Source organism: Bradyrhizobium sp. cir1 (genome assembly GCF_014198245.1).
Classification (GTDB): domain Bacteria; phylum Pseudomonadota; class Alphaproteobacteria; order Rhizobiales; family Xanthobacteraceae; genus Bradyrhizobium.
The window spans coordinates 130,364-154,840 of record NZ_JACIHE010000006.1 but is presented as its reverse complement, the minus strand read 5'-3'; the positions used below and the strand labels follow the sequence as shown (position 1 = coordinate 154,840).

Genomic DNA, 24,477 nt, shown 5'->3' with positions numbered 1-24,477 from the left:
CAAACGCGTTGCGAGGCGGCGATGATGCAGCACGTGCATCGCTATTTTCCTGGAGCGCTCGACAGAGGCGGAATCCGGCCGCATCATTTTCATCGACAAGCAGGGCTCGTCGCGCCCGGCGCGCTCTCGAGATCGAAAGGGAAAAGCAGATGGCCTTGGAAACCCGGAACTTCGAGACGCTGGCGTTGCACGGTGGATCGTACCGCACCGATCCCGCCACCGGCGCGGTGGCGGTTCCGATCTACCAGACCACGTCGTTCCAGTTCGAGAACGCCGATCACGCCTCGCGCCTGTTCGCGCTCGAGCAGCTCGGCCCGATCTATACCCGAATCGGCAATCCGACGCAGGAGGCGTTCGAAACGCGGCTTGCGGCATTGGAGGGTGGGGCAGCGGCCCTTGCCGTTGCCTCGGGACAGGCTGCCTCGGCCTTCGCGATCTTCAACATCGCGCAAGCCGGCGACAACATCGTGTCGTCGACCGATCTGTACGGCGGGACCTGGACGCTGCTCTCGCAGACCCTGAAGCAGTTCGGCATTGAGGTGCGGTTCGTCGATCCCGCCGATCCCGAAAACTTCCGCCGCGCGACCGACGCAAAGACGCGGGCCTATTTCGGCGAGACGCTCCCGAACCCCAAGCTGAACGTGTTCCCGATCAAGGAAGTCGCGGATATCGGCCGCTCGCTGGGCGTGCCGCTCATTCTCGACAACACGGCCTCGCCACTGATCGCGCGTCCGTTCGAGCACGGCGCAGCGGTGGTGGTCTATTCCACGACCAAATATATCGGCGGCCACGGCACCGCGATCGGCGGCGCCATCGTGGACGGCGGCAACTTCGACTGGGCTGCGCATGCGGAGCGCTTCCCTCTGCTGAACAAGCCCGACGAGGCCTATCACGGCGCGATCTGGACCGAGGCGGCGAAGCCGCTCGGCCCGATCGCCTACATCCTGCGGGCCCGTGTCAAGCTGTTGCGCGACCTCGGCGCCGCGATCGCACCACAGAATGCCTTCCAGTTCATCCAGGGTATCGAGACCTTGCCGCTGCGGATCCGCCAGCACAATGAGAACGCGGTGAAGGTCGCGAACTTCCTCGCGAAGCATCCCTCGGTGTCGAACGTGATCTTCCCCGGCCTCCAGAGCGGAGAGAACAAGCGCCGGGCGGATGCGTATCTGAAGGGTGGCTACGGAGCCCTCGTCGGCTTCGAGCTGAAAGGCGGCGTCGAAGCCGGCCGTCGCTTCATCGACGCACTCAAGCTGTTCTATCACGTTGCCAATATCGGCGACGCCCGGTCGCTGGCGATACATCCGGCATCAACGACGCACCAGCAGCTCGCCCCAGCGGAGCAGCTCGCCGCCGGCGTTACCCCGGGCTACGTCCGCCTCTCGGTCGGGATCGAGCATCCCGATGACATCCTGGCGGATCTTGGGCAGGCGCTGGCGCAGGCCGACGCCGGTGCGCGCAAGGCCGCGTGAGGCGCATCACCCGATCTGCAATGGGAATTGAGACAATGAAAATCCTTCGTCGTACGGCCCAGGTCGCCGGTCTCTGGCTTGCATTCGCAGCCGCCGCCTTCGCCGGCGAACCGCTGAAGATCGCGACCAGCGCCGGCCCGGTTGGCCAATTGGCGTCCTTTGCCGCCAAGCTCGCCAAGGAGAAGGGGCAGGACGTCAACATCGTCGAGCTGTCGGACTGGGTGGCGTTGAACGAGGTCGTGAACAGTGGCGAGGTCGATGCCAATCTGTTCCAGCACGCGACCTATCTGGCGCTCCAGAACAAGCAGCGTGGTTTCAACCTCGTGCAGGCCGACAAGGTCGGCGTGATCGCGCCGGTCGGCCTGTTCTCGAAGAAGATCAAGACGCTCGACGAGATCAAGTCCGGCGACGGCGTCGCCATTCCGAATGAGCCGCTCAACGGCGCCCGTGGTCTGATCCTGCTGGAGCGGGCGGGCTTGATCAAGCTGACGCCCGGCAAGGGCTTTTCGGTCAGCAAGTTCGACATCATCGACAATCCCAAGAACCTGAAAATAGTCGAGCTCGACCCTGCCCAAACCTATCGGTCGCTTGACGACGTAACGCTCGCGCTCGTCAACATCACTTATCTCATTCCGGCCGGCGGCGATCCCAAGTCGGCGCTGATCATCGATCGCACCGTTGATGATGGGCTTGTACTGCGCTTCACGGCACGGCCCGACAAGAAGGACGATCCGCGTCTGAAGGCCTTCATACAGGTGTTCAACTCGCCGGAGGTGAAGCAGTTCATCGACGAGAAACTGCCGGCGTTCATTCCGGCAGGGTTCAGCAGCTAGGAGGGCTCGCTGCACAAGGACATCACGCCATGATCTACGTCGTCGACGTGAATCAGATGAGTTTTGCCTTCGTGGCAGGAAGTGAGAGGCACGCCTCGGAGATTGCAGCATCGCCGGCGTTTGTCCGGGCGCTGGACCGTTTTTTCCTGAATAGACAAGGCTCCAGGGGCTCGAACCATCGACCGCGTGGTGCGACGGTTCAGGAACTTGCTCTCTTCAACGACATGTCTTCCGAATTCGCGGATGCCGCGGCGGACGTCCTGGTTGCCCGCGTCGGGTAGACGTTGAAACAGATCATAAGGAGATCGTAGACCATGAGACGCCGCTTGTTCCTCGTGATGGCCGCCTTTGCACTATTCGCCGCACCCGCGTCCGCGGATCAGAAGATCAAGGTCGGAATATCGGGCGGCGATGCCGAGATCGTCTGGGCGAAGGTGAAGGAGATCGCGGCCAAGGACGGTCTCGATGTGCAGGTCGTCGTCTTCAACGATTATCTGTTGCCCAACGCCGCGCTGGATGTCGGAGATCTCGACGCCAATGCCTTCCAGCACAAGCCGTTCCTGGACAATCAGATCAAGACCAGGGGGTACAAGATCGTCGCCGTCGGCGAGACGATCGTCGCCCCGATCGGACTCTATTCCCGGACGGCGAAGTCGGTTGCCGAGATCAAGGAGGGCGCGTCGATCGGCATCCCCAACGATCCGTCGAACGGCGGCCGCGCCCTGCGACTGCTTCAGGCCGAAAAGCTGATCGAGCTGAAGGACGGAGTAGGAATTCTGCCGACCGCGCTCGATGTGATCGCAAATCCCAGGAAGCTCAGGATCCGTGAAATCGACGCCGCCCAGCTGCCGCGCAGCCTCGACGACGTCGATGCTGCGGTCATCAACACGAACTACGCCGTACCGGCCGGCCTCATCCCGGGCAAGGATTCCATCGCAGTCGAGTCCTCGGTCAACGATCCCTACAACAATTTCATCGCCGTTCGCGAGAAGGACAAGGATGCCCCCTGGGTCGCGAAGCTGGTGCGCGCCTATCAGAACGACACGATCCGCCAGATCATCAAGGACAAACTGCCGGGGCAGATACCTGCGTTCTGAACAGATTCAATTCGGAGACGAGCGATGACAAACTCCCCTGGTCGTGCCGAGAAGCTGTCGAGTTCGGCAGGATCCGTCGTGTTCGACGCGGATGTACTGGTGCTTGGTGGCGGCCCCGCGGGCACCTGGGCCGCGATTAGCGCCGCCGAGCGTGGCGCGCGTGTCGTGCTGGCGGACAAGGGCTTTTGCGGCACATCGGGTGCGACGGCGGCGGCGGGCACCGGTGTGTGGTATGTCGACCCCGCTCCGGAGCGGCGCGAAGCCGCCATGGCCAGCCGTGAGAAACTGGGTGGCTATCTCCAGGACCGCCGCTGGATGGCGCGCGTGCTGGACAGGACCTATGTCCAGAGCAACCAGCTTGCCGACTGGGGCTATCCTTACCCGGCCGATGACGACGGCAGGCCGCAGCGGAATTCGCTCCAGGGCCCGGAATACATGCGGCTGATGCGCAAGCGGACCAAGCAGGCCGGCGTCACCATCCTCGATCATTCACCGGCGCTCGAGCTGCTGGTCGATGGCAACGGCGTGGTGGCGGGAGCTGCGGGCTTGCGCCGTCAGAAGGGGGATCGCTGGGCGGTGAACGCCAAAGCCGTGGTGATCGCCACCGGCGGATGCGCCTTTCTCAGCAAGACGCTCGGTTCGAACGTGCTGACCGGCGACGGCTATCTTCTCGCCGCCGAAGCGGGTGCGGAGTTCACCAGCATGGAGTTCTCCAACGCCTACGCGATCTCGCCGGCCTTCGGATCGGTGACCAAGACCTTGTTCTACAGCTGGGCCAGCTTCACTGACGAGCAGGGCAGCGTCATTGCCGGCGCGTCGTCGAAAGGCGGACGCTCGGTGATTGCGCGCGCATTGCGCAAAGGCCCCGTGTACGCCCAGCTGGACCAGGCCGATGCCGAGACCCAGCGGCACATGCGCGTGTCGCAGCCGAACTTCTTTCTGCCGTTCGACCGCACCGGCATCGATCCCTTCACGCAACGTTTTCCCGTCACGCTGCGCCTCGAAGGGACCGTTCGCGGCACCGGCGGTTTGCGCATCATCGACGACAGTTGCGCGACGACCGTGCCGGGTCTCTACGCGGCAGGCGATGCTGCGACGCGCGAATTGATCTGCGGCGGCTTCACCGGTGGCGGCAGCCACAATGCCGCCTGGGCGATGTCGTCAGGCACTTGGGCCGGGCAGGGCGCCGCCGAGTTTGCGCGACAATTGGGCACAACCATCGGGCGCCAGTCCTTCCGGCGCGGCACCGTTGGCCTGCGCTCCGGCAACGGGCGGCCATTGCAGGGCGGCGTGCTCGCGCGGAGCGTTCAGGACGAGGTGTTCCCCTACGAGCTGAACTACTTCCGCGAGGCCGGGCGATTGGGCGAGTCGCTCCGGCGGTTGGATGCATTGTGGTCCGATGCGTCGGCGGCCGATGTGCCGGGGGAGCAGGAACTGCTGCGGGCACGCGAAGCGGCCGCCATGCTCGCGACGGCGCGCTGGATGTACCGCAGCGCGCTGGCGCGTCAGGAAAGCCGGGGAATGCATCGCCGCGACGATTACCCCGAGCAGGACGACCGTTACCTCCATCTGGTGACGAGCGGCGGGCTCGATGATGTCTGGACGTCGGCGCGTCCGCTGGCGTCTGCGCAATATTCGGAGGCCGCGGAATGATCGAGGTCATCGATGCGGAACAGTGCACCGCCTGCGACATCTGCGTGAACGTGTGCCCGACCAACGTCTTCGACAAGACCGACGGCATTCCCCGGATCGCGCGCCAGAGCGACTGCCAGACCTGCTTCCTGTGCGAGCTCTATTGTCCCGAGGATGCGCTGTTCGTCTCGCCGTTCGCCGACGCGCCGCAAGCGGTCGACGTGGCGGCGTTGAAGGAGGCGACCCTGCTGGGCAGTTATAGGCGAGTGGTGGGCTGGGTCGAGGAGAGCCGGCACCTGCGGGCGGCCGATCGGAGCTATCGGCTGTTCGGCCATTGAAAATCATGTCGTCTCTGGAGGCCTGCCATGAGCGGAGACCGCCTCTTTCTGCTGAAGCCGGGATTTGAAGATCCCGGGCAGCCGGGCCGCTTCTTCGTCTGCCCGCACTGCAATGCAATCGAGGGATTGCTGGCGTCGTTCCCCGGACTGGCAACGCAGATCGAAGTGCATCGCCTGCTGTTCGCGCGGCCGCGAACGGCGGTGGTCGAAATCCTCGGCGAGCAGCATCAATCCCTTCCGGTTCTGGTCTTCGATGAAAGCCGGCCGGTGCCTGAGGACGCAGGCGTCGCCAACGGCCGGCGCTTCATCGATTCCTCGGAACGAATACTCCGCTATCTGGCCGACCGCTACGCATTCCCGCATGTTCACCAATAGGAGCGGTCGGGATCGCAGGCATTCCCGCTAGGTTTGCACCTGTCCCCAGCGCTGCACCGTGATCCGCGTCAGGCTGCGGAAGATCACACCCTCCACAAGGAGACCGATCAGAATTACCGTGAGCAGTCCCGCAAAGACGCTCGCCGTCTCCAGCTGTGCGCGGCTGGTGTAGATGAACCAGCCGATCCCGCCGGACCGCGCGCTGACGCCGAACACCAGCTCGGCTGCAATCAGCGTGCGCCAGGCAAACGCCCAGCCGATCCGCAAGCCCGACAGGATCTGCGGGAAGGCCGCGGGCACCAGGATCTCCGCGACGAACCGGCCACCTGATAGGCCCAGGTTGCGGCCGGCCATTCGCAGGGTCGGCGGCACCGCGAGGAAGCCGCCATAGCAGGCCAGCGCCACCGGCCACAAAACGGAGTGCACGATGACGAAGATCAGGCTCGGCGTTCCCACTCCGAACCAAAGCAGCGCAATGGGAAGCAATGCGATGGCCGGAAGCGGGTTGAACATCGACGTCAGCAGGCCAAGAGCCTCATTGCCCCAGCGCGACAGGGCGGCGAGGGTCGTCAGCACCGCAGCGACGGCAACGCCCAGCGCATAGCCGGTGATGAGAACCCGCAACGAGGTCAACGCGCGGTTCGGCAGCTCGCCCGACAGGACGGCCGACCACAGCGCCGACAGCGTCGCGCCCAGGGTCGGCAGCAGAAGGGCATTGTCGAGCCAGCGCGCATAGAGCTCCCAGGCGAGAGCAAGGCCGGCGAGAATGACGAAGCGCCGCCAGGGCGTGCCTTCGAGGGCGCGCCGCCACGTTGGCACGCGCACGAGTTTGGGGGCCGTGATGTCAGACATGGTCGACTTCCGGTGCGGAAAACACGGTCTCCTGGATACGCCGCTCCAACTCGCCGAAACCCGAGCTTCCGCGGGCGCGGGTTTCCGGCGGGACATCGAAAGTGGCGGCCAGCCGTCCCGGGTGCGGCGTCAGGGCCAGGATGCGGGTTCCGACGCGGATCGCTTCGTCGATGCCATGGGTCACGAACAGCGCGGTATTACCGGTCTCCTCGCACAGTTTGAGCAGTTCGTCCTGCATCTGCCGCCGCGTCAGCGCGTCCAGCGCAGCGAAGGGTTCGTCCATCAGCAGCAGCGCCGGCTCCAGCGCAAAGGCCCGGGCGATCGCGACGCGCTGTTTCATGCCGCCGGACAAGGTATGGGGAAAGGCGTCGACGAAATTTTTCAAACCGACGCGCTCGAGCCAGCGCCGCGCAATACCCTCTGCGTCTCGCCGCGGCATCGATTTTCCCCGCTCCAGGGCGTAGCGGACATTGCCGAGCACGGTGCGCCAGGGCAGCAACTGGTCGAACTCCTGAAACACGGTCATGCGGTCGGGCCCCGGGGCTCCGATCCGCCGGCCGTTCATGCGAAGCTCGCCTGCGCTTGGCTTGAGAAAACCGCCGACGGCGCGCAGCAGCGTGGACTTGCCGCAGCCTGACGGGCCGAGCAGGACCAGCCGTTCGCCGGCCGCGATCTTGAAACTGACGTCTTCAACGGCCGTCAGGATGCCGTCCGGCGTCGGATAGCTGATGCTGACGTGATCGAGCTCGAGCAGCGCCGGCGAAGCCGTATCGCCGACAAGGCCAGTCAGTCGCGGAGCGACGTTCATGTCAGCTTCCCGGCTTCTCTCCGAGGCCGGACCAGAACAGGTCGCGCCATGATGCCGGCGCCTGCTTGATCAGGCCGACCTTGGCCTCGAAATCCGCGAACTTCTGGGCCCCTTCGGGCGCGGTGGTGAAGTTGACGTCCTTGTCGCGGATGATGCTCTCGACGAAATCGGGCGTAAGCTTCGAACCTTCGGCCTTGATGTAGAGCGCGGCGGCGTCCTTCGGATTGGCCTTGATCCATTCGTTGGCCCGGTCGAGGCCGCGGACGAAGGCCTGGATCGTCTTCGGATTGTCGTTGACGAACTTCGTGGTCGAATAGACCACGTTGAAGGTGTGGGGGCCTCCGAGCACGTCGTAGCTGTTGAGGACCTGGTGCACCTTGCCGCTCGCCAGTTGCTGCTGCGAGAACGGCGGCGAGGTGAAATGCGCCGTAATCTCCGAATGGCCCGACAGGATCTGGGCCGTCGCGTCCGGATGCGGCATGCTGACGGTGAGCTCGTCCAGCTTGTCGTATTTGCCGAACGCCTTGTCCGCCGCCATCTGGAGGACGATCGGCTGGAAACCGACCTTGACCGAGGGGAGTGCGATCCGATCCTTTTCGGTGAAATCGGCCAGCGTCTTGATGTTCGGATTGTTGGTGGTCAGGATGTTGGCCATCGAGCCGAGTGCGGCGATGCCGATGATCTTGGCCGTGGTCCGCGTCTTGTCCCAGGTCAGGATCATCGGCGTGATGCCGGCCGTTGCGAAATCGAGGCCGCCCGAAATCAGCGCCTCGTTCATGGCGGCCGCTCCGGACAGCCGCAGCCATTCGATCTTCGGCGGCGCAATGCCGAGTGCCTTGGCCTCTTCCTCGATCAGCCCCTTCTCGCTGGCGACGATGAGCGGAAGATAGGCGATGCCGAATTGCTGGGCGATGCGAAGCTGCGTTGTTTCGGCGCGAACCGCGTTGGCACCGGTTGCTGCGATGACGACGGCGAGCGCCGCGGCATAAAGGGATTTCGATGCAGGCATTTTGCGTCTCTCGAGTTCAAACTTGGTCAGCCGCGGATGAGGTTTTCCGGCCATTTGAGGCCACATGTCAGGAAATCGGGCGGCCGGTCCAGTGAACTGATGTCACGGCGTAATCTTCGAAAGAAACACGCTGATTGGATCGCACTCACCAGAGGACTTGTTCTCCAAATCCATTCCCTTGAGGAAGTGCGTTCTCAACGCAGCGAGGCGCGAGCAGACCAGTTTCAACACGTGTCAAATCTGTGCGGTCGGCGCCGAGACCAGCAATCAATCGCACGATCGCCGCAGGCATGGCGATAGAAGCCATCCGCTAACGCGCGAGCAAATTCGAGAAGCCTTTGCTACGTGGCCTGGCTTTACAGCGCCCCCGTTGTTTTGTTCGGCGACAGCTTGCCGGATGCTCCGGCGGAACTAGGATGTCGCGTATCGCCATCGAACGCGGATCAAACAAGGTGACAGAGCCTACGAGTTCAGCGCGGATTATCGACCTCGCAGCCTATCGATCGGAGCGAAGCAGACGTCAGGCCGAGGCTTTGGCTGCGCCGTCGCCAGGCGCCGGCCCCTTCGCGACAGGCGCTCCCATGCCGCTCTGCTGGTTCTGGCCCACCTGGGTCTGGGTGCCGATGCCCGTGCCGGCCGTGTCGACCGCGCGGTGGGATGCTTCATGAGCGACGGCCATGTCGCCTCGTCGCCGGACACGAACGCATCATCCTCGAACGATCTCGATCTGCCGGTCGTCCTCGGCCGAAATTTGCGACGCCTGCGGACCAGTCAGGGCCATTCGCTGGAGCGGCTTGCCAAGCAATCCGGGGTGAGCCGGGCCATGCTGGGCCAGATCGAGACCGGAAAAAGCGTTCCGACGATCGCGTTGCTCTGGAAGGTCGCAAGCGCGCTTCACGTGCCTTTCGCCAATCTGCTCCAGACCGAGGCGCCGCGGGGCCCGAAAGTTCTCCGCCTCAGCGATGCCAAGCTGCTGACGTCGAGCCAGGGACAGTTTACGTCGCGCGCGCTGTTTCCCTTCGACGGCAATCATCCGGTCGAATTCTACGAGTTGAGGATCGGTCCGCTTCACCGCGAAGCGGCCGAACCACATGCGCCTGGCACCCGCGAGAATTTGTTTGTGGCCAAGGGCGTGGTCGAGATCACGGCCGGGCCCGACAAGCCGCAGACGCTGACGGAAGGCGATGCCATCCTGTTCGAGGCCGACGTGCCGCACGTCTACAAGAACCTGGTCGCCGTCGAGGCGGTCCTCTACCTCGTCATGACCTACGCCGAGACCAACGGCTGAACGCAGAAGGGCCGGCGCGAGGCCGGCCCATATTCGATCGTTTCCCAAAGGATGCGATCAGGCGGCCTTCATCGGCATGCACATCATCATCATGCCGCCGCAGCACATCATCATGGGCATGCCCATCTGCATCATGTTCATCATGCTCTCGCAGCACTTCATGAACATGTCCTTCATGGCGGGGTCCATCGGCATCATCTCGCAGGTCATGCCAGCGGGGGTCATGGTGCACTTGACCTGGCAGGGCATCATCATCGGCATGCCCATCATGTTCATCATCGGCATCATGCCGCCGGCCATGGCGGGGTTCATCATGCCGCCCATCATCATCGGCATGGGCATCATCTGCATCGCGGTGTTCATCGTCATTCTCCAGGATAAGAGCAGGAAGCACTCAATTGCGCTGAAGATGTAGATAAAATGAGCTGCCGATGATGTGAATCGAGAAATGATTTCGCCGATCGCTTTCATCCAACAAAATGGAAGGGATGAGCGAGGGGCGCTCCGGCCAGCATCATATGACGGACGAAAATCCGTCATATTGGACGATCATCGGCGCCGTCCGTCCGTAGTATTCCGGAAATCTCCTTGTCGCCCGCGGGGACCTGCGGGGAAGTCTGTTCTACGCCGAAACGCCCATCTCGCTGTCTGCGACAACGGCGGCATGAGTCGTTTGCGAGGCGTGGTGAAAAGAGTTTTGCCTTTCATTGACCTGCGTGCTGCCTCGCCCAAACATGCGCGGCAAAGTGGAACGCTTCCGCCGTGCGGGAGGGCGGCTGCACTATTGTCCGGAGGCACGCGGTGGTTTCGTCGTCGCTCGAAGAATTGTCGCTGACAGCCGATGTGTTGGTCGTCGGCGGCGGAATGGCCGGTGCCTGGGCTGCGACCTCCGCCGCAGAATCGGGCGCGAAAGTCGTACTGGTCGACAAGGGCTATTGCGGAACCAGCGGCGTCACGGCTGCGGCGGGGCCGGGCCATTGGTGGGTCCCGCCGGATCCTCCGGCGGCGCGCGATGCGGCCGTTGCCAATCGTGTTACGAGCGGCCTTGGTCTTGGCGAGGCGGACTGGATGTATCGCATCCTTGACCAGACCTGGCGTACGCTGCCGACACTGGCGCGCTACTACAAATTCGGCGTCGACGACGATGGACGGATGAACTACCGCGCCGTGCGCGGGCCCGAATATATGCGCGCCCTGCGGCAGCAGATACTGGGCCACGGCGTCACCGTCCTCGATCATTCGCCCGTGCTCGAACTTCTGGCGCGATCCGACGGCTCGATCGGCGGCGCCCGCGGCAAGCGCCGCCAGGATGGCGGGAGGGCCTATCAGATCGAGGCGGGGGCGGTGATCCTTGCGGCCGGCGGCACCAGCTTCCTCTCTCATCTGCTGGGGTCCCGCACCAACACGGGGGACGGCTATCTCATGGCGGCCGAAGCGGGCGCGGAGATGTCCGGCATGGAGTTCACTGCGGCCTACACCATTGCGCCCGCGCATTCGACGATGACGCGAAGCATGGCGTATTCGTTCGCGGCCTATTACGATGCCGACGGGCACGAGCTCGATCTTCCGTTCGGTCCCGACCAGACCCTGCGTCTGGCACGCGCTCTTCAGCGTGGTCCGGTCTACTGCTCGCTGCACCGTTTGCCCGACGACATCAAGGCGCGGCTGCACACGATCTCGCCGAACGTGCCATTGGTGTTCGACCGCTGGGGGATCGATCCCTATCGCGACCGGTTCGAGGTGACACTGCACAACGACGGCACCATCAGGGGCATCGGTGGGGTGCGGGTGCACGACGTGGATGGCACGACATCGGTTCCGGGGCTGTTCGTGGCCGGCGATAACGCCTCGCGCGAGAAGGTTGCGGGCGCGATCTCCGGCGGCGGCAATGTTAACTCGGCCTGGGCGCTTTCGTCCGGTGTGTCCGCCGGGCGTGCCGCGGCACGCCTGGCGCGCGGCGCGAAGAGGAGCGCGGGCCGGCTGCGGCCGCTTGGTCGCATCGGGCGCGAGCGCCGCAGAGGCGGCAAGGCCGTCGATCTCGCCGCGCTTCGTAACGGCGTGCGCGCCGAAATGCACCCGTTCGACAAAAATCTATTCCGAACCGGGCACGGACTTGCAGCATCTGCACAGGCGCTCGAGGGCTTGTGGACCGAGTTGGCCGATCACGCAGACACGGGCACAATCGCCTCGCGCGAGACGGCGGCCCTCTTGGCGACGGCGCGCTGGTCCGTCGCCACGGCGGCGACACGCAAGGAGAGCAGGGGCCTTCATCGCCGCGAGGATTTCCCTTCACGGGACTCCGGGCCTGCAGTCCGTCTGCTCAGTGGTGGCCTGGATCAGGTCTGGGTCACCCCCGACGGTGCTCCTGCGGATGCCAAGACCGGTCAGCTCGAGGCGGCCTCATGATCGAGCTCATCGTCGCGGACCGCTGCACGGATTGCGGGACATGCATCGAGGTTTGTCCTGCCAATGTGCTCGACGCCGGGCAAGGGGGCCTGCCGATCCTCGCGCGTGTCGAGGATTGCCAGACCTGCTTCATGTGCGAGCTCTATTGTCAGGCCGACGCCATCTACGTCGCACCCGATTGCGACCGCCGTGTCACCGTGGACGAGACCGAGGTTGTGGCCTCCGGCCACCTGGGTCAATACCGCAAGCATTCCGGCTGGGACGAATGGGCGGAACACTATCCCAACGAGCAATGGCTGATGGAGACCGTCTTCCGCCGTGCCGGCGAAACTTCGGCCCAATCGCGGGGCGCGGGGCCTGAGGGCCTTGGCGGACAGAAATAGAAGCAGTCAGATCAGCGGGAGGCCGACGACAGCACATCCGCCGGATGCTTGTCGTTGTGCTCGACATATTCGACGAGCGTCTGGTCCGGATGCCGCACCAGCATGTTGCGGCCTGTCGGCACTGGCTTTGGTGCCTCCAGGATCGTCGCGCCGACCGTTGGCAGGTGCGCGGCAAAAGCCTCAATGTCCTCCACCATGAACGTCATATGCGTCGCGGTGAACCGCCTCAGGCTCTGTTCGGTCCCGGCGATGAGCAGGATCGATGCGACCTGCGCAAGTCGCAGATCGTACTCGGGATAATCAAAGCGGAGGCGCGCTTTCTGACCGATCAGCGTTTCGTAAAAGGTGACGGCCGCATCCAGTTCTTCGAGCGGCAGGCAGCGCCGGGTCAGGATGTTGAGGATTTTCATGGGTGAGCTCCTTGTTCTGCAGTCAAGATTGGATCGCTTGTGATGTTGTCAACCTGCGAGCGTACCGACGGGCAACGAGCGGAGACGATTTCTTACGCCTCGATCGGAGGTGTCGTCCTGTTGTTGCCCGATGCCGATGATCTTTGAAAAGACTATCCTTTCCCGAGCGCCTAGCATGTCGCTTCGTTATCATCTCGAGCGTCGCGACATGAACACTCCTCGAATTGAAAGCCGGCGCGCATCTGCCAGCGTACAATCGCCGATCATCGTCAATCAGCTCGGCGCTGAGGTTCGTGCCGCCCTGGTCGACCACTGGTCGCGACCGCTGATCATCGATCATCCCGCCGATCGCGCGCCATGGGAGATCACGCCCGAGGCCGACGTGTTGCTGACGCGGCCGCTGGCGGGCTGGCACGGCGCGCCCAAGGAGAAGCCGGCCGGCTGGCCGTTCGGCGTCCGCTGGATTCAGACCGCTTCGACAGGCATCGATTTCTTTCCGGCGTGGTTGCTCGACGGTCCCGTGGTCACGGTCGGTCGCGGCATCTCGGCCGATCCGATCGCGGAATATGTCCTTGCGGCGATCCTTGGCTTCGAGAAGCGCATCCACGATATCAGGCTGCGCAGCCGTGCAGAATGGAAGATCACCCCGCTGGGCTCGCTCAGCGGCAAGACGATCGGCATCGCCGGCTTCGGCGCCATCGGCCGCGCCGTCGTCGAACGCGTCAAGCCGTTCGGTGTCAACATCAGGGTTTTGCGGCGCTCGGCCTGGCCATATATCCTTCCGGGCATCCAGCCTGTCGACAGCATCGAGCAGCTGGTCGAGGTCTCCGATCATCTTGTTCTTGCTTTGCCGGCGACGACGAAGACGACGCGTCTGATCAACGCCGACGTGCTTGCGCGGGCCAAGACGTCGCTGCACCTGATCAATGTCGCGCGCGGGCGGATCGTCGATCAGAGCGCGGTGTTGCAGGCGCTCGACGAGGGACAGATTGCCGGCGCGACGCTCGATGTCACCGACCCCGAGCCGCCGCCGGAAGGCGATCCGATCTATGGCCATCCCAAGGTTGTCCTGACCCCGCACGTGTCGTGGACGGGTGGCGAGGATGCCAAGCGGCTGGCCGACAAGACGCTGGTCAACCTCGACGCCTATGCGCATGGCGTGGCACTGGCCGACGTCTTCGACAGGAATCTTGAATACTAAGAAGGAGCCGCAACAATGAACAAGGTCGTCGAGAAGCCCAAAAAGTATTCCCTGGTCGAGCGTGCGCCGGCGGCGACGTTCGAGGAGGAGCGGCTGCATCGCAAACAGCGGCTTGCCGCAACGTTCCGCCTGTTCTCGCGCTATGGCTTCGATCAGGGCCTCGCAGGTCACGTCACCGTGCGTGATCCGGAATTCCCCGAACGGTTCTGGATCAACCCGCTCTCGAAGCATTTTAGTCAGATCAAGGTCTCTGACCTTCAGCTTGTCGATCACGACGGCAACATCCTGATCGGCGACAAGCCGATCAACCAGGCCGGCTTCGTGATTCACTCGGCGATTCACGCCGCGCATCCGGAAGTGATCGCGGCGGCCCACACCCATTCGACCTACGGCAAGGCCTGGTCGGCGCTCGGCCGCCTGCTCGATCCGCTGACGCAGGATTCCTGCGCGTTCTACGAGGATCACGTGCTGTTCGATCCCTTCTCCGGCGTCGTGCTGGAAGCGGAAGAGGGCCGCAAGATCGCGCAGGCGCTGGGATCGAAGAAGGCCGCCATCTTGCAGAACCATGGCCTGCTCACGGTGGGGCCGACCATCGAGGCGGCCGCGTGGTGGTACATCGCGATGGACAATGCCGCGCGCGCCCAGTTGCTTGCCGAGGCCGCCGGCACGCCAAAGCCGATCCCGCACGAGATCGCCAGCCTGACTTCACGGCAGGTCGGCACGCACAAGGGCGGCTATTTCAGCTTCCAGCCGCTGTGGGACTGGATCACCGAGGCCGAGCCGGATCTGTTCAACTAGCGGTCACGGTCGCGCGGAGCCGGGCGGCGAGCTCCGCGCATTGCTGCCTGATGTCGGGAACCGCGATGATTTCCCAGAATGCGGCCCGCGTCAGCGGGCCGACGGCGTAGAGACGTCGCGATGGGGACCCGTCGCGATTGACGATCGCGCAGTCGCGCGTGACGTCGATCCCGATCCGCAGCGGATCGATGCGGGCAAGGCCCTCGTCGAGCAGGCTGCGCACGGCCGGGTTGGTGCTGGCGCCAGGATCGCGGACGATACCGGTGCAGTCGATGATGGCTCCGACCTGCAGCTCGGACGTCTCAGTCTGGCCGCGCTGGCGATAGCGAACGAGAGCACCGCCAGCGTTCGGCGTGACGGTGGCGAGCTTGCCGGCGATGACCGTCAGCCGCTTTGCCGCGAGAGCCTCCGCAATGTGCGCCTCGACCTCCGGCGCAGTGCGGTGGCGATGGACATCCCACCAGGCGCGGGCGTGTTCCAGGAAACGGCGCCTGGAGCTCAACGGCAGCTCCTGCCAAAGCCGCTGGGTGAAGGGCCTGATCGCATCGATGGTGGCGCGCCAGTCGCCGCCCGCAGCGACATGCATCTCGATGCGGCGGCGAAACCAGTGCAGCAGCGTGCCTATCTCGGCGCCGAACGGAATCTCGCTCTCGGCAAAGCGCATCGGATCGACGCGCTGGTGCGCCCGCGGCAGCAGGCCGCGCCGCGACATTGCGACGATCCGCCCCTGATGTCCGTGGCGCAGCAACGACAGGACATAATCCACCATCGAGAGGCCGGTGCCGAGGATGAGCACGGTGGCGTTCGGGTCGATGCCGGCGTCGGCGGGTGATGCCCAGGGTTCGGCATGACCGGCCAGCAGCGGCGCTGCGGCGTCATGGCCGGTCGCGAGAATGGCCGTGCTCCCGGTGATGCATGTTCCGTCTGCAAGGGTGACCGCGACGTCGGAAGGATTTTCTCGGATCGACACGCATTCGCCGCGCACGATGGTCAGGCCTTGTGTCCCGTCGCGCGATCTCAGCGGCGCGATCAGATCGGCGAGATAGTCCCCGTAGGTCTGCCGTGGAACGAAACAATAAGGATCCGGACACAGCGGCCCGCCGGGCTGCGCACACAGCCAGTTCCAGAAATGGTCGGGATCGTCTGGCAGCGCGCTCATATTCGTCACGCGCACATTGAGGAGATGTTCGGGATTGCCTGCATGATAGGCAAGTCCGCGTCCGATCTCGGGCCTCTTTTCGATCAGCGTGACGCGAAAATGGGATGGACCGTCCTTCAGGAGCTGAAAGGCGAGAAGGACGCCGCTGGCGCCTCCGCCGATGACGATAGCGTGCCGCCCCTCCGGACCCATCGTGCCGCCCCCGTTCTGGTCGCTTGGTCAACGTCGCAGGACGGGGAAATTCTACCGCTCAAATGCGTTGATAGTCAGACAAGTTAAATATTCTATCCTTCATTGGATCGATGGTGGTGACGCCCCTCTGAGGCGCCATTTGCTGGAACGATCTTGTCAAATTTCCTTGCAAGCACGACTGATTAACTCGATGAACCAGCGCAGTGCCGGATCCGCGATCGCGCGGCGGGTATGCAGCAGGTCGATATTGAACGCCTCGACATCGTAAGGAACCGGAACGACGGATACGCCGGCGGCGGCCGCGAAGCGGCGCGCGATGCGCTCGGCCATGGTCGCTACCAGATCAGTGCCGGCGACGGCAAACGGCACCGCGACGACATGAGCAAGCGTGATCGCCGTCCGGCGCTTGCGTCCATGCCGGCTCAGCATCGTGTCGATAGCGCCAGGAAGCCCGTCGCCGCCGGCGGACGAGAACAGCACATGCGGAAGACACGCATACTCATCCCGGGTGAGCCGCGCCTTTCGCCTGGCGCGCTTGGCGTCGCGAATGCAGACGAACTTCTCCGCGAACAGCGCGCATCGGGTGATGCGCTGGGAGGCTGGAAGGTGGCCGCCGATCAACACGTCGACATCGCCGCGCTCGAGGCTCGCGACACTCGCGGCCGGATCGATGATGGGGCGCACCACGAGATCGATCCCCGGAGCTTCCCGCCGCAGCGCCTCGACCAGTGGCGGCACCACGATGAGGTCGCCGTAATCGGTCGCGGCGATCGACAGGCGGCGGCTGGCTGTCGCCGGATTGAATGCTGATGTGGGCGCGAGCACACCCCTGATCTGAGCCAGGGCGTCGCTGATCGGTTGGGTCAGCGCCAGCGCCTTGGCCGTCGGCTGCATGCCGGAGGCCGAACGCACGAAGAGCGGATCGTCAAACAGCGCGCGCAGCCGCGTCAGCGCGCTGCTCATTGAAGGTTGCGCCAGGCCGATGCGCTCTCCGGCGCGGGTCACGTGGCGTTCCTCCATGAGCGCCTCGAAGGCGACCAGGAGGTTGAGGTCGACAGAAGCCAAATTCATCCGAGCGATGATAGATATGGCAATAATCGATTTCAAGAATGATGCGGGGTGTGGTCTTTCGGCGGAGAGGACATGATTGGACGAGGCGTATGCGACCCTTACCCCTGCGCTTGATCCCGCGCGGACCGACACTGCTGGCGCTCGGCGTCCTGCTCGGGCTCGCCTGTCCGGCTCTTGCGGACCTCGCTCGCCCCTTGATGCCAACTACGATCTTCCTGATCGTGCTCGGAACGCTGCTGCGGATCGATAGCCAGGCTGTCATCGCCGCGCTACGGCGGCCATCACTCTCGCTGCTGCTTCCCGCAATCGTCATGGTTGCCTGTCCGCTGCTGGTCGGTGTTGCCGGCCGCGCCCTAAACCTCAGCCCGGAGATCGCGCTTGCGGTCGTGCTCGCCGTCTCGGCGCCGCCGTCGAGCGGAACCGCGGCGGTGGCGCGCATGCTCGGGCTCGACGGCGCGGTGCCGCTCGTGGTGACGGTGTTGTCCATGGTGCTGGCGCCGGTCACCGTGCCGCTTTTGGCGGGCTGGTTCGGGGGACTGGAGATCAGCGCGATCGAGCTTGCACTGCGTCTGGCGCTGCTCATCGGCAGCGCCGAGGGCGTGGCGTTCCTGGTCCGGCGGCATGCGGCTTCGATGCTGGCGGGCCTTGGCGAGGTTGTCGACGGGATCGTCGTCACGGCGCTCCTCGTCTTTGCCGTTGCCACCATGGCCGGCATTCGCGCGCAGATTGCCGCGGATGTGCAAGCCGCCACGCTGTTCCTCGGGCTCGCCTTTGCGTGCAATATCGCCCTTCAAGCTGCGGGTGCCGCGCTGCTGCCGGGGAATCTGGGCCAGCGCCTGACCGTCGGTCTCATCCTCGGCAATCGCAATGTCGGCCTGGTCTGGTCGGCGCTGGGAGCTGCCGCCTCGCCACGCATGGCCCTATACTTCGCCGCGACGCAATTTCCGATCTACCTTCTGCCGCGGCTGATCGAGACATTGATCAGCCGCAAATCTGAAGAGGCCAAGCCGTGACCACGCCCCGTCTCACCCTCGACCACGCCCAGCATTTCGCCCGCATCGCGCTCGGCCATGTCAGGCGCGAATATCCCAACAATGTGGACCACGCGCTGGCCGAACCGTCGGACGCCCGCACGCCGAGCGAGCTGCACCCGATCTTCTATGGCAGCTATGACTGGCACTCCTGCGTCCACAGCTACTGGATGCTGGCGCGCCTCTTGCGCCGCTATCCTGATTTTGCGCCGGCTCCCGACATCCGCGCGCTGTTCGACACGCAGTTCGTTGCCGACAAGGTCGCCGCCGAGCGTGCTTACTTCGCTCGCCCGACCGCGCGCGGCTTCAAGCGACCCTATGGCTGGGCCTGGCTGTTGAAGCTGGCAACCGAGCTGGCGTTGCAATCTGAAGACCGCTGGAGCCGCAATCTCGCACCGCTGGCCGAGGTCATCGCGCAACGCTTTCGCGACTTCCTGCCGCGTGCGACATATCCAGTGCGCGTCGGCACGCATTTCAACACCGCGTTCGGCCTGCGCATGGCCGCGGACTATTCCGATATCAGTAAGGACGACGATCTGACGAAGCTGCTGCGCGAGACCGGCCAGCGCTGGTATGGCGAGGATCGCGATTGCCCGGCCTGGGGTGAGCCGAGCGGTGACGATTTTCAGTCGTCAGCACTGATCGAGGCGGAGTGCATGCGGCGCCTGTTGCCGCCGAACGAGTTCTTGCCCTGGTTCGGTCAGTTCCTGCCGCGATTGTCCGACCGGCAGCCGGCGACGCTCTTCCGGCCTGCCTCGGTCAGCGATCGCAGCGACGGCAAGATCGCTCATCTCGACGGCCTCAACCTCAGCCGCGCCTGGTGCTGGCGTTCGCTCGGCAATGCGTTGCCAGCAGCCGACCCTCGTCGCGCCATTGCTCACGAAGCCGCGCGCGAGCATCTGGCCGCAGGCCTTCCTCATATCGCCGAGCATTATATGGGCGAGCACTGGCTCGCGAGCTTCGCCGTGCTGGCGCTGGACGATGACGATTAGGAGCGCAAGCTGTTTCCGTGCTCCGGGCACATTTCAGAGCGGCGGAAACAGATCTGCCGACGATGCTGGCAGGCCTCAGATCCAGAGATTGGGCACGAACGCGTTCGAATATCCCGAGACGAACTCGTGCTCGGCTCCGGTCGTCGCATCGAAGACGGAGCGGTGGATCCTGCCGATGTTGCCGCCATAGACATGAATGCTGATCGACGACTTGTCCGCCAGGCCGTTCGAGATCGCATGAATATCGCCGATATCCGGCGAGACGGCGGCCACGGTGCCTTTCGCCAGGCGCTCGGTGGCGCCGGGCCGCAACGAGCCGTCGGGTTGCCGCGCGTAGCTCACCGAGAGCTCTTCTCCCCGCAATACGCCCACCAGTCCCCAGACGCGATGGTCGTGGATCGGGGTGCCCTGTCCGGGCCCCCAGACGAAGCTGACGATGGAGAAACGGTCGAGCGGATCCGCGTAGAGCAGGTATTGCCGATAGGCCTTGCCATCGGCCGCCGCGTATTCGTCCGGCAGCCAGTCGTCCGCGGTGACCAGCTCCTTGAGCTTCGGCGCGAGCCGAGCGAGGGTCGCGCGCTCATCCAGCTTCGCTTCGACGACCTGGGCGACTTCGGCGACGAAGGTGCGGAGTTTGGGCAGGCCGGTCATCGCGCGGTCTCGAACCGCTTTGGAAACAGACCACGCGCGACGAACTCGTCGACGGATGCGCGCGGGCTCGGCTGCTCGCGCTGAAGCAGGGCGGGTGCCAGATGCGCTCCATCGCCCTTGCGACCGAGCGCGATCACGATCTCGACGTCGAATCCCTGAGGGACGCCGAGGAGCGTGCGCGCCTTGTCGACGTCGAAGCCGCTCATGCCGTGAGCCGCCCAGCCGCCGATTGCGGCCTGGTTGGCGAAATTGGCCCATGCGGCGCCTGCATCGAAGGAGTGGGTTCGCGAGAATTGCGCTTCGGTCTTGCCGGGCGGCGTGAACTCCTTTCTGGAAAGAAGGTAGATCAAGGCAGCCGCATGTTGAGCCCATCCCCGATTGAAGTCGATCAGGGGAGCGAGAAAGGCGTCAAAATCCGTCTCGCCTCTGAGAGCGTAGAGAAAACGCCATGGCTGCGAGTTGTAGGCGGAGGGCGCCCATCGGGCCGCCTCGAACAACGTCCGCAGTTCGCCTTCCGAAATCTGCTCCTGGGAAAATCCCCGGGGGGACCAGCGGTCGACGAAGATGCGCTCGGCTGGGTGGTCAGCGACGCGGTTCGTGCGCTGCGATGTCTGGACTGTCACGGTATCTCTCTTTTTGCGACGAGGCATGTACAACATGCGCTGCGTCAGCAGATATCACGGACAATGTCGTGCCGCACACAGGATACTCGCGTCGGAATCAAGTTTGGCAGGATCTCTGCGAGCGCGAAGAGTTCCTGAGAACCACATTTTCCGGATTGCCTGCAGGCGGAACAATTCCTTGCGGCCCGTCGAGCCTGCACCGGCAAGATAAGTTGTCATTGCCGGTATTGTGTTACGAGCAGCGTATTTCCGCGGAATGGAGGCCGATCGTGGATTTCAACCTGCGGTCACGCGGGGACGCGCGCGCGTCGCCTGCGCAACACCGGCGCCGCCCGACGGGATCGATTCCAGCAGCGACTTTGTATAGGGCTGCCGCGGATCGTCGAAGATGTCGGCGACGGTCCCATGCTCGACGATGCGTCCGCGGTGCATCACCGAGACGGTGTGGGCGAGCTGGCGCACCAGCGCCAGGTCGTGCGAGACGAACACATAGGTCAGGCCGAGATTGGCCTGTAGCGTGAGCAGGACTTCGACGATGCCGGCCTGGACGCTGACGTCGAGTGCGGAGGTGGGTTCGTCGAGCACGATCACCTCGGGCTTGAGCACCAGCGCGCGGGCGATGGCAACGCGCTGGCGCTGGCCGCCTGACAGGGCTCCCGGCTTTCGGGAGAGCAGATGCCGACCGAGACCGACATCGGCCAACGCCTCGAGAACCCGTTCGTCGCGTTCCTTGTTGGTTCCAACCTTGAAACGATCGAGCGGCTCGCGCACCAGCCGCTCGATCGTCCAGGTCGGGTCGAGGGAGGTAAACGGGTTCTGATAGACCAGTTGAAGGTGACGCCACGCGGAGCGCAATGCCGCGGGCGAACGACCGGTGATCTGCTCGCCCGCGACCGAGATGCTGCCGGTGTCGGGTTGCTCGAGACCCAGCAGCAGCCGCACCGCCGTCGTCTTGCCGGAGCCGGACTCGCCGACCAGCGCGTGCGTGGTGCCGGCCGGAACGGTGAACGACAAATCGCTTGCGGCCGTCAGCGTCTTGCCGTCGACGGTGAAGGTCTTCGTGACGGCGCTGACCTCGATCTTTGGTGCCGCAGTGTCGCCGGTCTTGAAAGTTCGGAAGCCCACGTCGCGCAGCGCGGCGTAGCGGTCAGGATTGAGGGCCGGAACGTCGGCGCGCAGCTTCCTGGCGTAGGCCGACGCCGGCGAGGAGAAGACGGAAGCGGTCCGGCCGGCTTCCTGAATGACGCCGTCTTTGAGCACCACCAGTGCGTTCGCCCGTTCGGCGGCGATCGCCAGATCGTGGGTGATGAGCAGCAGGCTGATCTTGAGATCGTGCTGCAGCCGCGTGAGCAGGTCCAGGATGCGCTTCTGGATCGTGACGTCGAGCGCGGAGGTCGGCTCATCCGCCACAAGCAGTGCCGGCCGCGGAAGGATCGCAAGGCCAATCAGCACCCGCTGGAGCATGCCGCCGGAGAGCTGGTGCGGATAGGAGCCGTAGACACGCTGAGGGTTGTCGAGCCCGACCTCGGCAAACGTCTCCAGGATGAGCTGCTTGCGGATCGCCCTGTCCGGCTCGTCGAGCAGCGCGGCCGCCTCCTGTGCCTGGGCGCCGATCGTCCGTACCGGGTTGAGCGAGTTGGCGGGGTCCTGCGGCACGAATCCGATGGCGCGCCCCCGCAGCGGCCGGAAGCCGCGCTCGGAGATATCAAGCACCTCCTGGCCGTCGAACGCGACGCGGCCGGTGGCGCGTCCACCGCTGGGGAGTAGCCGCAGCATCGCGCGGGCGATCGTCGATTTGCCGGAGCCGGACTCCCCGATGAGGGCGAGGCTCTCGCCGCGGCCGAGTTCAAAGCCCACCTTGGTGACGACTTCGTGCGGCCCGTAGCAGACCGAGAGGCCATCGACCCGAAGCAATGGCAGCGGGCGCAGCGGCACTGGCGCGGTGCGCTCGGCGCGCGTGAATGTGTCGGCGGTCAGTCTGTCTTGCGCAGCCATCGGCTGATCCTGTTCACGGAGAGGACGGTCGCGATCGTGACAAAGGCCGGCGCGTATACCAGCCACGGCCATTTGAGGTAGTCCTTGCCGATCGAGATCAGCAGGCCCCAATCCGAGGCAGGCGGGGGATCGCCGTAACCGAGGAAGGCGAGGCTCGCGATCACCAGGATCGACAGGCCGAATTGCAGCACCGCGAGCGGGAGCACCGAGCGCGATGCGTTCGGCAGAACGTGCCGCAGCAGAATGTGCCAGCGCGAGCCGCCCATCAGGAACGCCGCCTCGACGAAAACCGCCTGCCGGGTCTTGATCACTTCCGAACGCATCACCCGCGCGAACACGGCCACTGCCGAGACGCCGGTCGCGATCGCGGCGTTGGTGGTGTCAAAACCGATCGCGGTGACGACGATGACCGCCAGCAGGAAGTTCGGGATCGCCAGCAGCACGTCGACCAGGCGGGCGAGCACGATGTCCACCCAGCCGCCGAGAAAGCCCGCCAGGAGGCCTATCAGCCCGCCTGCTACGGCGGCAATGACGACGGCGATGAGCGCGCTCGTCACCGAGGACGCCGTGCCGTAGACGACGCGGGTATAGAGGTCTCGGCCGAGGTGATCGGTGCCGAACCAGTGCGCGGCACTCGGGCTCAGCAGCTTGTCCGCGGGGACGCCGACAACAGGGCTATGGCCGGTGAACAAGCCCGGCGCCAGCGACCATGCGATCACCAGGGCGATGACCACGAAAGAAAGGGCGACGGTCGGCGGCACCCGAAGAACTGCCAGCCGGCCGATCGACGTGTCGCGCGAAGCAGAGGAAAAGGAGGCGAGGGTCACGATGTCACCGCCGCGGATGTGGCAGTCGCGGCGTCGTCGGCGGTGGTCGGGCGCACCCTGGGACCGCCGATCAGCTTCACGCGCGGGTCGAGCAGCGGATAGACCAGATCGGCGATCAGGTTGACGAGCACGAACACGACTGCGGCGAGCGAGACGACCGCCTGCAGGACAGGCAGGTCCTGCGTGCTCACCGAGCGCTGCACCAGGCTGCCGATGCCGGTGCGTCCGAACACAGTCTCGGTGATAAGCGAACCGCCCAGCAGTTCACCGATGGCGAGTGCGATGACGGTGACGACCGGGAGCGAAGAGGGCTTGAGCAAATGCCTGGCAAACAGACGCGCTTGTCCCAGTCCACGGCTGCGCGCAACGGCGGCGTATTCCTGCTCGGATTCCTTGTCGAGGTTCGCGATCAGCACCTCGGTGATCCGCGCCGAGATGGGCACTCCGAGCGCGATCGCGGCGAAAAAGGTTGCCCAGAAGCTATCAGGCGCGATCACGCGAAACAGTCCAAGCTGGAAACCGAAGATATGGATCAGCGCCAGGCCGATCACGAAATTGGGTACCGACAGGAACAACGACGGAAAACCGCGCAGCAAGCCCTGGCCGAAGCGCTTCGGAACGAACTGCGTGCCGTAGGCAATCGTCAGCGCCAGCAGCAGCGCGATGGCGAATGCTGCGGATGCAAGGATCAACGTTGACGGAAGAACTTCGGCGATCAGGGTTGTCACCGGCCGGCTCGACCGCATCGACAAGCCGAGGTCGCCTGTCACGAAGTTTGACAAGGACGTCCAGAGCTGGACTGGAATCGGCTTGTCTAACCCCTGGGCGGCAATGATCTGCCTGATTTGGTCTTCGCTGAACCCGTTCTGCGGGTCGCGTAGCACATTGGTGATGGGATCGCCCGGCAGGATGCTGACGACGACGAAAGTGAAGACGTAAGCCAGCAGGATGACGACGACGGCCTGGGCGAAACGCTTTGCGGCATAGGACAGATAGGTGCCTCTCATACCGGTCGACTCCTTACATTGCCCGCTTGC

The 24,477-nt window shown here is 64.5% G+C and carries 26 protein-coding genes; 14 read left to right on the top strand and 12 right to left on the bottom strand.

The window, feature by feature from the left end; translation table 11 throughout:
• The first annotated feature begins 149 nt into the window (after nt 1–149).
• From GGD63_RS15430 to GGD63_RS15400, 7 genes are read left to right on the top strand one after another with little or no spacing between them, the layout of a single operon-like run.
• The gene (locus GGD63_RS15430; protein WP_183243368.1) at nt 150–1,469 is read left to right on the top strand and encodes an O-acetylhomoserine aminocarboxypropyltransferase/cysteine synthase family protein; all 1,320 of its coding nucleotides are present in this window, start codon (nt 150–152) and stop codon (nt 1,467–1,469) included.
• Between the two features lie 35 nt (nt 1,470–1,504).
• Entirely contained in the window at nt 1,505–2,302 is a 798-nt protein-coding gene (locus GGD63_RS15425; protein ID WP_183243365.1) for a MetQ/NlpA family ABC transporter substrate-binding protein, read from the top strand.
• A gap of 29 nt (nt 2,303–2,331) precedes the next feature.
• On the top strand, nt 2,332–2,583 hold the full coding sequence (locus GGD63_RS15420) for a hypothetical protein (RefSeq protein WP_183243363.1): 252 nt from the start codon (nt 2,332–2,334) through the stop codon (nt 2,581–2,583).
• A 33-nt stretch (nt 2,584–2,616) separates the two neighbouring features.
• Nucleotides 2,617–3,399, top strand: coding sequence for a MetQ/NlpA family ABC transporter substrate-binding protein (locus GGD63_RS15415; protein ID WP_183243361.1), 783 nt, complete (start codon nt 2,617–2,619; stop codon nt 3,397–3,399).
• A 24-nt stretch (nt 3,400–3,423) separates the two neighbouring features.
• The gene (locus GGD63_RS15410; protein ID WP_183243359.1) at nt 3,424–5,052 is read left to right on the top strand and encodes an FAD-dependent oxidoreductase; all 1,629 of its coding nucleotides are present in this window, start codon (nt 3,424–3,426) and stop codon (nt 5,050–5,052) included.
• On the top strand, nt 5,049–5,369 hold the full coding sequence (locus GGD63_RS15405) for a ferredoxin family protein (RefSeq protein WP_183243357.1): 321 nt from the start codon (nt 5,049–5,051) through the stop codon (nt 5,367–5,369). Before GGD63_RS15410 ends, GGD63_RS15405 begins: the two co-directional genes overlap by 4 nt.
• A 27-nt stretch (nt 5,370–5,396) precedes the next feature.
• Nucleotides 5,397–5,744, top strand: coding sequence for a DUF3088 domain-containing protein (locus GGD63_RS15400; RefSeq protein WP_183243355.1), 348 nt, complete (start codon nt 5,397–5,399; stop codon nt 5,742–5,744).
• A gap of 27 nt (nt 5,745–5,771) precedes the next feature.
• On the opposite strand, the gene GGD63_RS15395 is transcribed toward GGD63_RS15400, so the two are convergent.
• From GGD63_RS15395 to GGD63_RS15385, 3 genes are read right to left on the bottom strand one after another with little or no spacing between them, the layout of a single operon-like run.
• The gene (locus GGD63_RS15395; protein ID WP_183243353.1) at nt 5,772–6,596 is read right to left on the bottom strand and encodes an ABC transporter permease; all 825 of its coding nucleotides are present in this window, start codon (nt 6,594–6,596) and stop codon (nt 5,772–5,774) included.
• A complete protein-coding gene (locus tag GGD63_RS15390; RefSeq protein WP_183243351.1) occupies nt 6,589–7,404 on the bottom strand; it encodes an ABC transporter ATP-binding protein in 816 nt (271 codons plus the stop codon). Before GGD63_RS15390 ends, GGD63_RS15395 begins: the two co-directional genes overlap by 8 nt.
• Before the next feature lies 1 nt (nt 7,405).
• Entirely contained in the window at nt 7,406–8,413 is a 1,008-nt protein-coding gene (locus GGD63_RS15385; protein WP_183243349.1) for an ABC transporter substrate-binding protein, read from the bottom strand.
• Between the two features lie 664 nt (nt 8,414–9,077).
• Here GGD63_RS15385 and GGD63_RS15380 point away from each other — a divergent pair.
• Nucleotides 9,078–9,701 carry a helix-turn-helix domain-containing protein gene (locus GGD63_RS15380; RefSeq protein WP_183243347.1) on the top strand — a complete coding sequence of 208 codons (624 nt, stop codon included), beginning with the start codon at nt 9,078–9,080 and terminating at the stop codon, nt 9,699–9,701.
• 57 nt (nt 9,702–9,758) lie between these two features.
• Here GGD63_RS15380 and GGD63_RS15375 read toward each other — a convergent pair whose 3' ends face one another.
• A complete protein-coding gene (locus GGD63_RS15375; RefSeq protein ID WP_183243345.1) occupies nt 9,759–10,064 on the bottom strand; it encodes a hypothetical protein in 306 nt (101 codons plus the stop codon).
• A gap of 438 nt (nt 10,065–10,502) precedes the next feature.
• Between GGD63_RS15375 and GGD63_RS15370 the strand changes: the two genes are divergently transcribed.
• Both GGD63_RS15370 and GGD63_RS15365 read left to right on the top strand, forming a co-directional pair.
• Complete coding sequence (locus tag GGD63_RS15370; protein WP_183243343.1) at nt 10,503–12,107, top strand: FAD-dependent oxidoreductase; 1,605 nt, start codon at nt 10,503–10,505, stop codon at nt 12,105–12,107.
• Nucleotides 12,104–12,490, top strand: coding sequence for a ferredoxin family protein (locus GGD63_RS15365; protein WP_183243341.1), 387 nt, complete (start codon nt 12,104–12,106; stop codon nt 12,488–12,490). The genes GGD63_RS15370 and GGD63_RS15365 overlap by 4 nt, the downstream gene beginning before the upstream one ends.
• A gap of 11 nt (nt 12,491–12,501) precedes the next feature.
• On the opposite strand, the gene GGD63_RS15360 is transcribed toward GGD63_RS15365, so the two are convergent.
• Nucleotides 12,502–12,900 (bottom strand): VOC family protein, encoded by a 399-nt coding sequence (locus GGD63_RS15360; RefSeq protein ID WP_183243339.1) that lies wholly within the window; start codon nt 12,898–12,900, stop codon nt 12,502–12,504.
• A gap of 175 nt (nt 12,901–13,075) precedes the next feature.
• Between GGD63_RS15360 and GGD63_RS15355 the strand changes: the two genes are divergently transcribed.
• Both GGD63_RS15355 and GGD63_RS15350 read left to right on the top strand, forming a co-directional pair.
• On the top strand, nt 13,076–14,101 hold the full coding sequence (locus GGD63_RS15355) for an NAD(P)-dependent oxidoreductase (protein ID WP_246785486.1): 1,026 nt from the start codon (nt 13,076–13,078) through the stop codon (nt 14,099–14,101).
• A 15-nt stretch (nt 14,102–14,116) separates the two neighbouring features.
• Nucleotides 14,117–14,899 (top strand): class II aldolase/adducin family protein, encoded by a 783-nt coding sequence (locus GGD63_RS15350; RefSeq protein ID WP_183243337.1) that lies wholly within the window; start codon nt 14,117–14,119, stop codon nt 14,897–14,899.
• On the opposite strand, the gene GGD63_RS15345 is transcribed toward GGD63_RS15350, so the two are convergent.
• Together GGD63_RS15345 and GGD63_RS15340 are read right to left on the bottom strand one after the other, a co-directional pair.
• A complete protein-coding gene (locus tag GGD63_RS15345) occupies nt 14,892–16,250 on the bottom strand; it encodes an FAD/NAD(P)-binding protein (protein WP_183243335.1) in 1,359 nt (452 codons plus the stop codon). The genes GGD63_RS15350 and GGD63_RS15345 overlap by 8 nt on opposite strands.
• Nucleotides 16,251–16,406: 156 nt before the next feature.
• Nucleotides 16,407–17,321: a LysR family transcriptional regulator gene (locus tag GGD63_RS15340; RefSeq protein ID WP_183243720.1), complete on the bottom strand. Its 915-nt coding sequence runs from the start codon at nt 17,319–17,321 to the stop codon at nt 16,407–16,409.
• Between the two features lie 89 nt (nt 17,322–17,410).
• Here GGD63_RS15340 and GGD63_RS15335 point away from each other — a divergent pair, with 89 nt between their 5' ends.
• Nucleotides 17,411–18,334, top strand: coding sequence for a hypothetical protein (locus GGD63_RS15335; RefSeq protein WP_183243333.1), 924 nt, complete (start codon nt 17,411–17,413; stop codon nt 18,332–18,334).
• On the top strand, nt 18,331–19,344 hold the full coding sequence (locus tag GGD63_RS15330) for a DUF2891 domain-containing protein (protein ID WP_183243331.1): 1,014 nt from the start codon (nt 18,331–18,333) through the stop codon (nt 19,342–19,344). The genes GGD63_RS15335 and GGD63_RS15330 overlap by 4 nt, the downstream gene beginning before the upstream one ends.
• Nucleotides 19,345–19,419: 75 nt before the next feature.
• Here the strand turns inward: GGD63_RS15330 and GGD63_RS15325 are convergent, their stop codons facing one another.
• From GGD63_RS15325 to GGD63_RS15305, 5 genes are all read right to left on the bottom strand, one after another.
• Nucleotides 19,420–19,995: a cysteine dioxygenase gene (locus GGD63_RS15325; RefSeq protein ID WP_183243329.1), complete on the bottom strand. Its 576-nt coding sequence runs from the start codon at nt 19,993–19,995 to the stop codon at nt 19,420–19,422.
• Entirely contained in the window at nt 19,992–20,618 is a 627-nt protein-coding gene (locus GGD63_RS15320) for a nitroreductase family protein (RefSeq protein ID WP_312013277.1), read from the bottom strand. Before GGD63_RS15320 ends, GGD63_RS15325 begins: the two co-directional genes overlap by 4 nt.
• A gap of 276 nt (nt 20,619–20,894) precedes the next feature.
• Complete coding sequence (locus tag GGD63_RS15315) at nt 20,895–22,613, bottom strand: ABC transporter ATP-binding protein (protein WP_183243325.1); 1,719 nt, start codon at nt 22,611–22,613, stop codon at nt 20,895–20,897.
• Nucleotides 22,592–23,440, bottom strand: a complete 849-nt coding sequence (locus GGD63_RS15310; RefSeq protein ID WP_183243323.1) for an ABC transporter permease — start codon at nt 23,438–23,440, stop codon at nt 22,592–22,594. The genes GGD63_RS15315 and GGD63_RS15310 overlap by 22 nt, the downstream gene beginning before the upstream one ends.
• On the bottom strand, nt 23,437–24,447 hold the full coding sequence (locus tag GGD63_RS15305; protein WP_183243320.1) for an ABC transporter permease: 1,011 nt from the start codon (nt 24,445–24,447) through the stop codon (nt 23,437–23,439). The genes GGD63_RS15310 and GGD63_RS15305 overlap by 4 nt, the downstream gene beginning before the upstream one ends.
• Between the last annotated feature and the right edge of the window lie 30 nt (nt 24,448–24,477).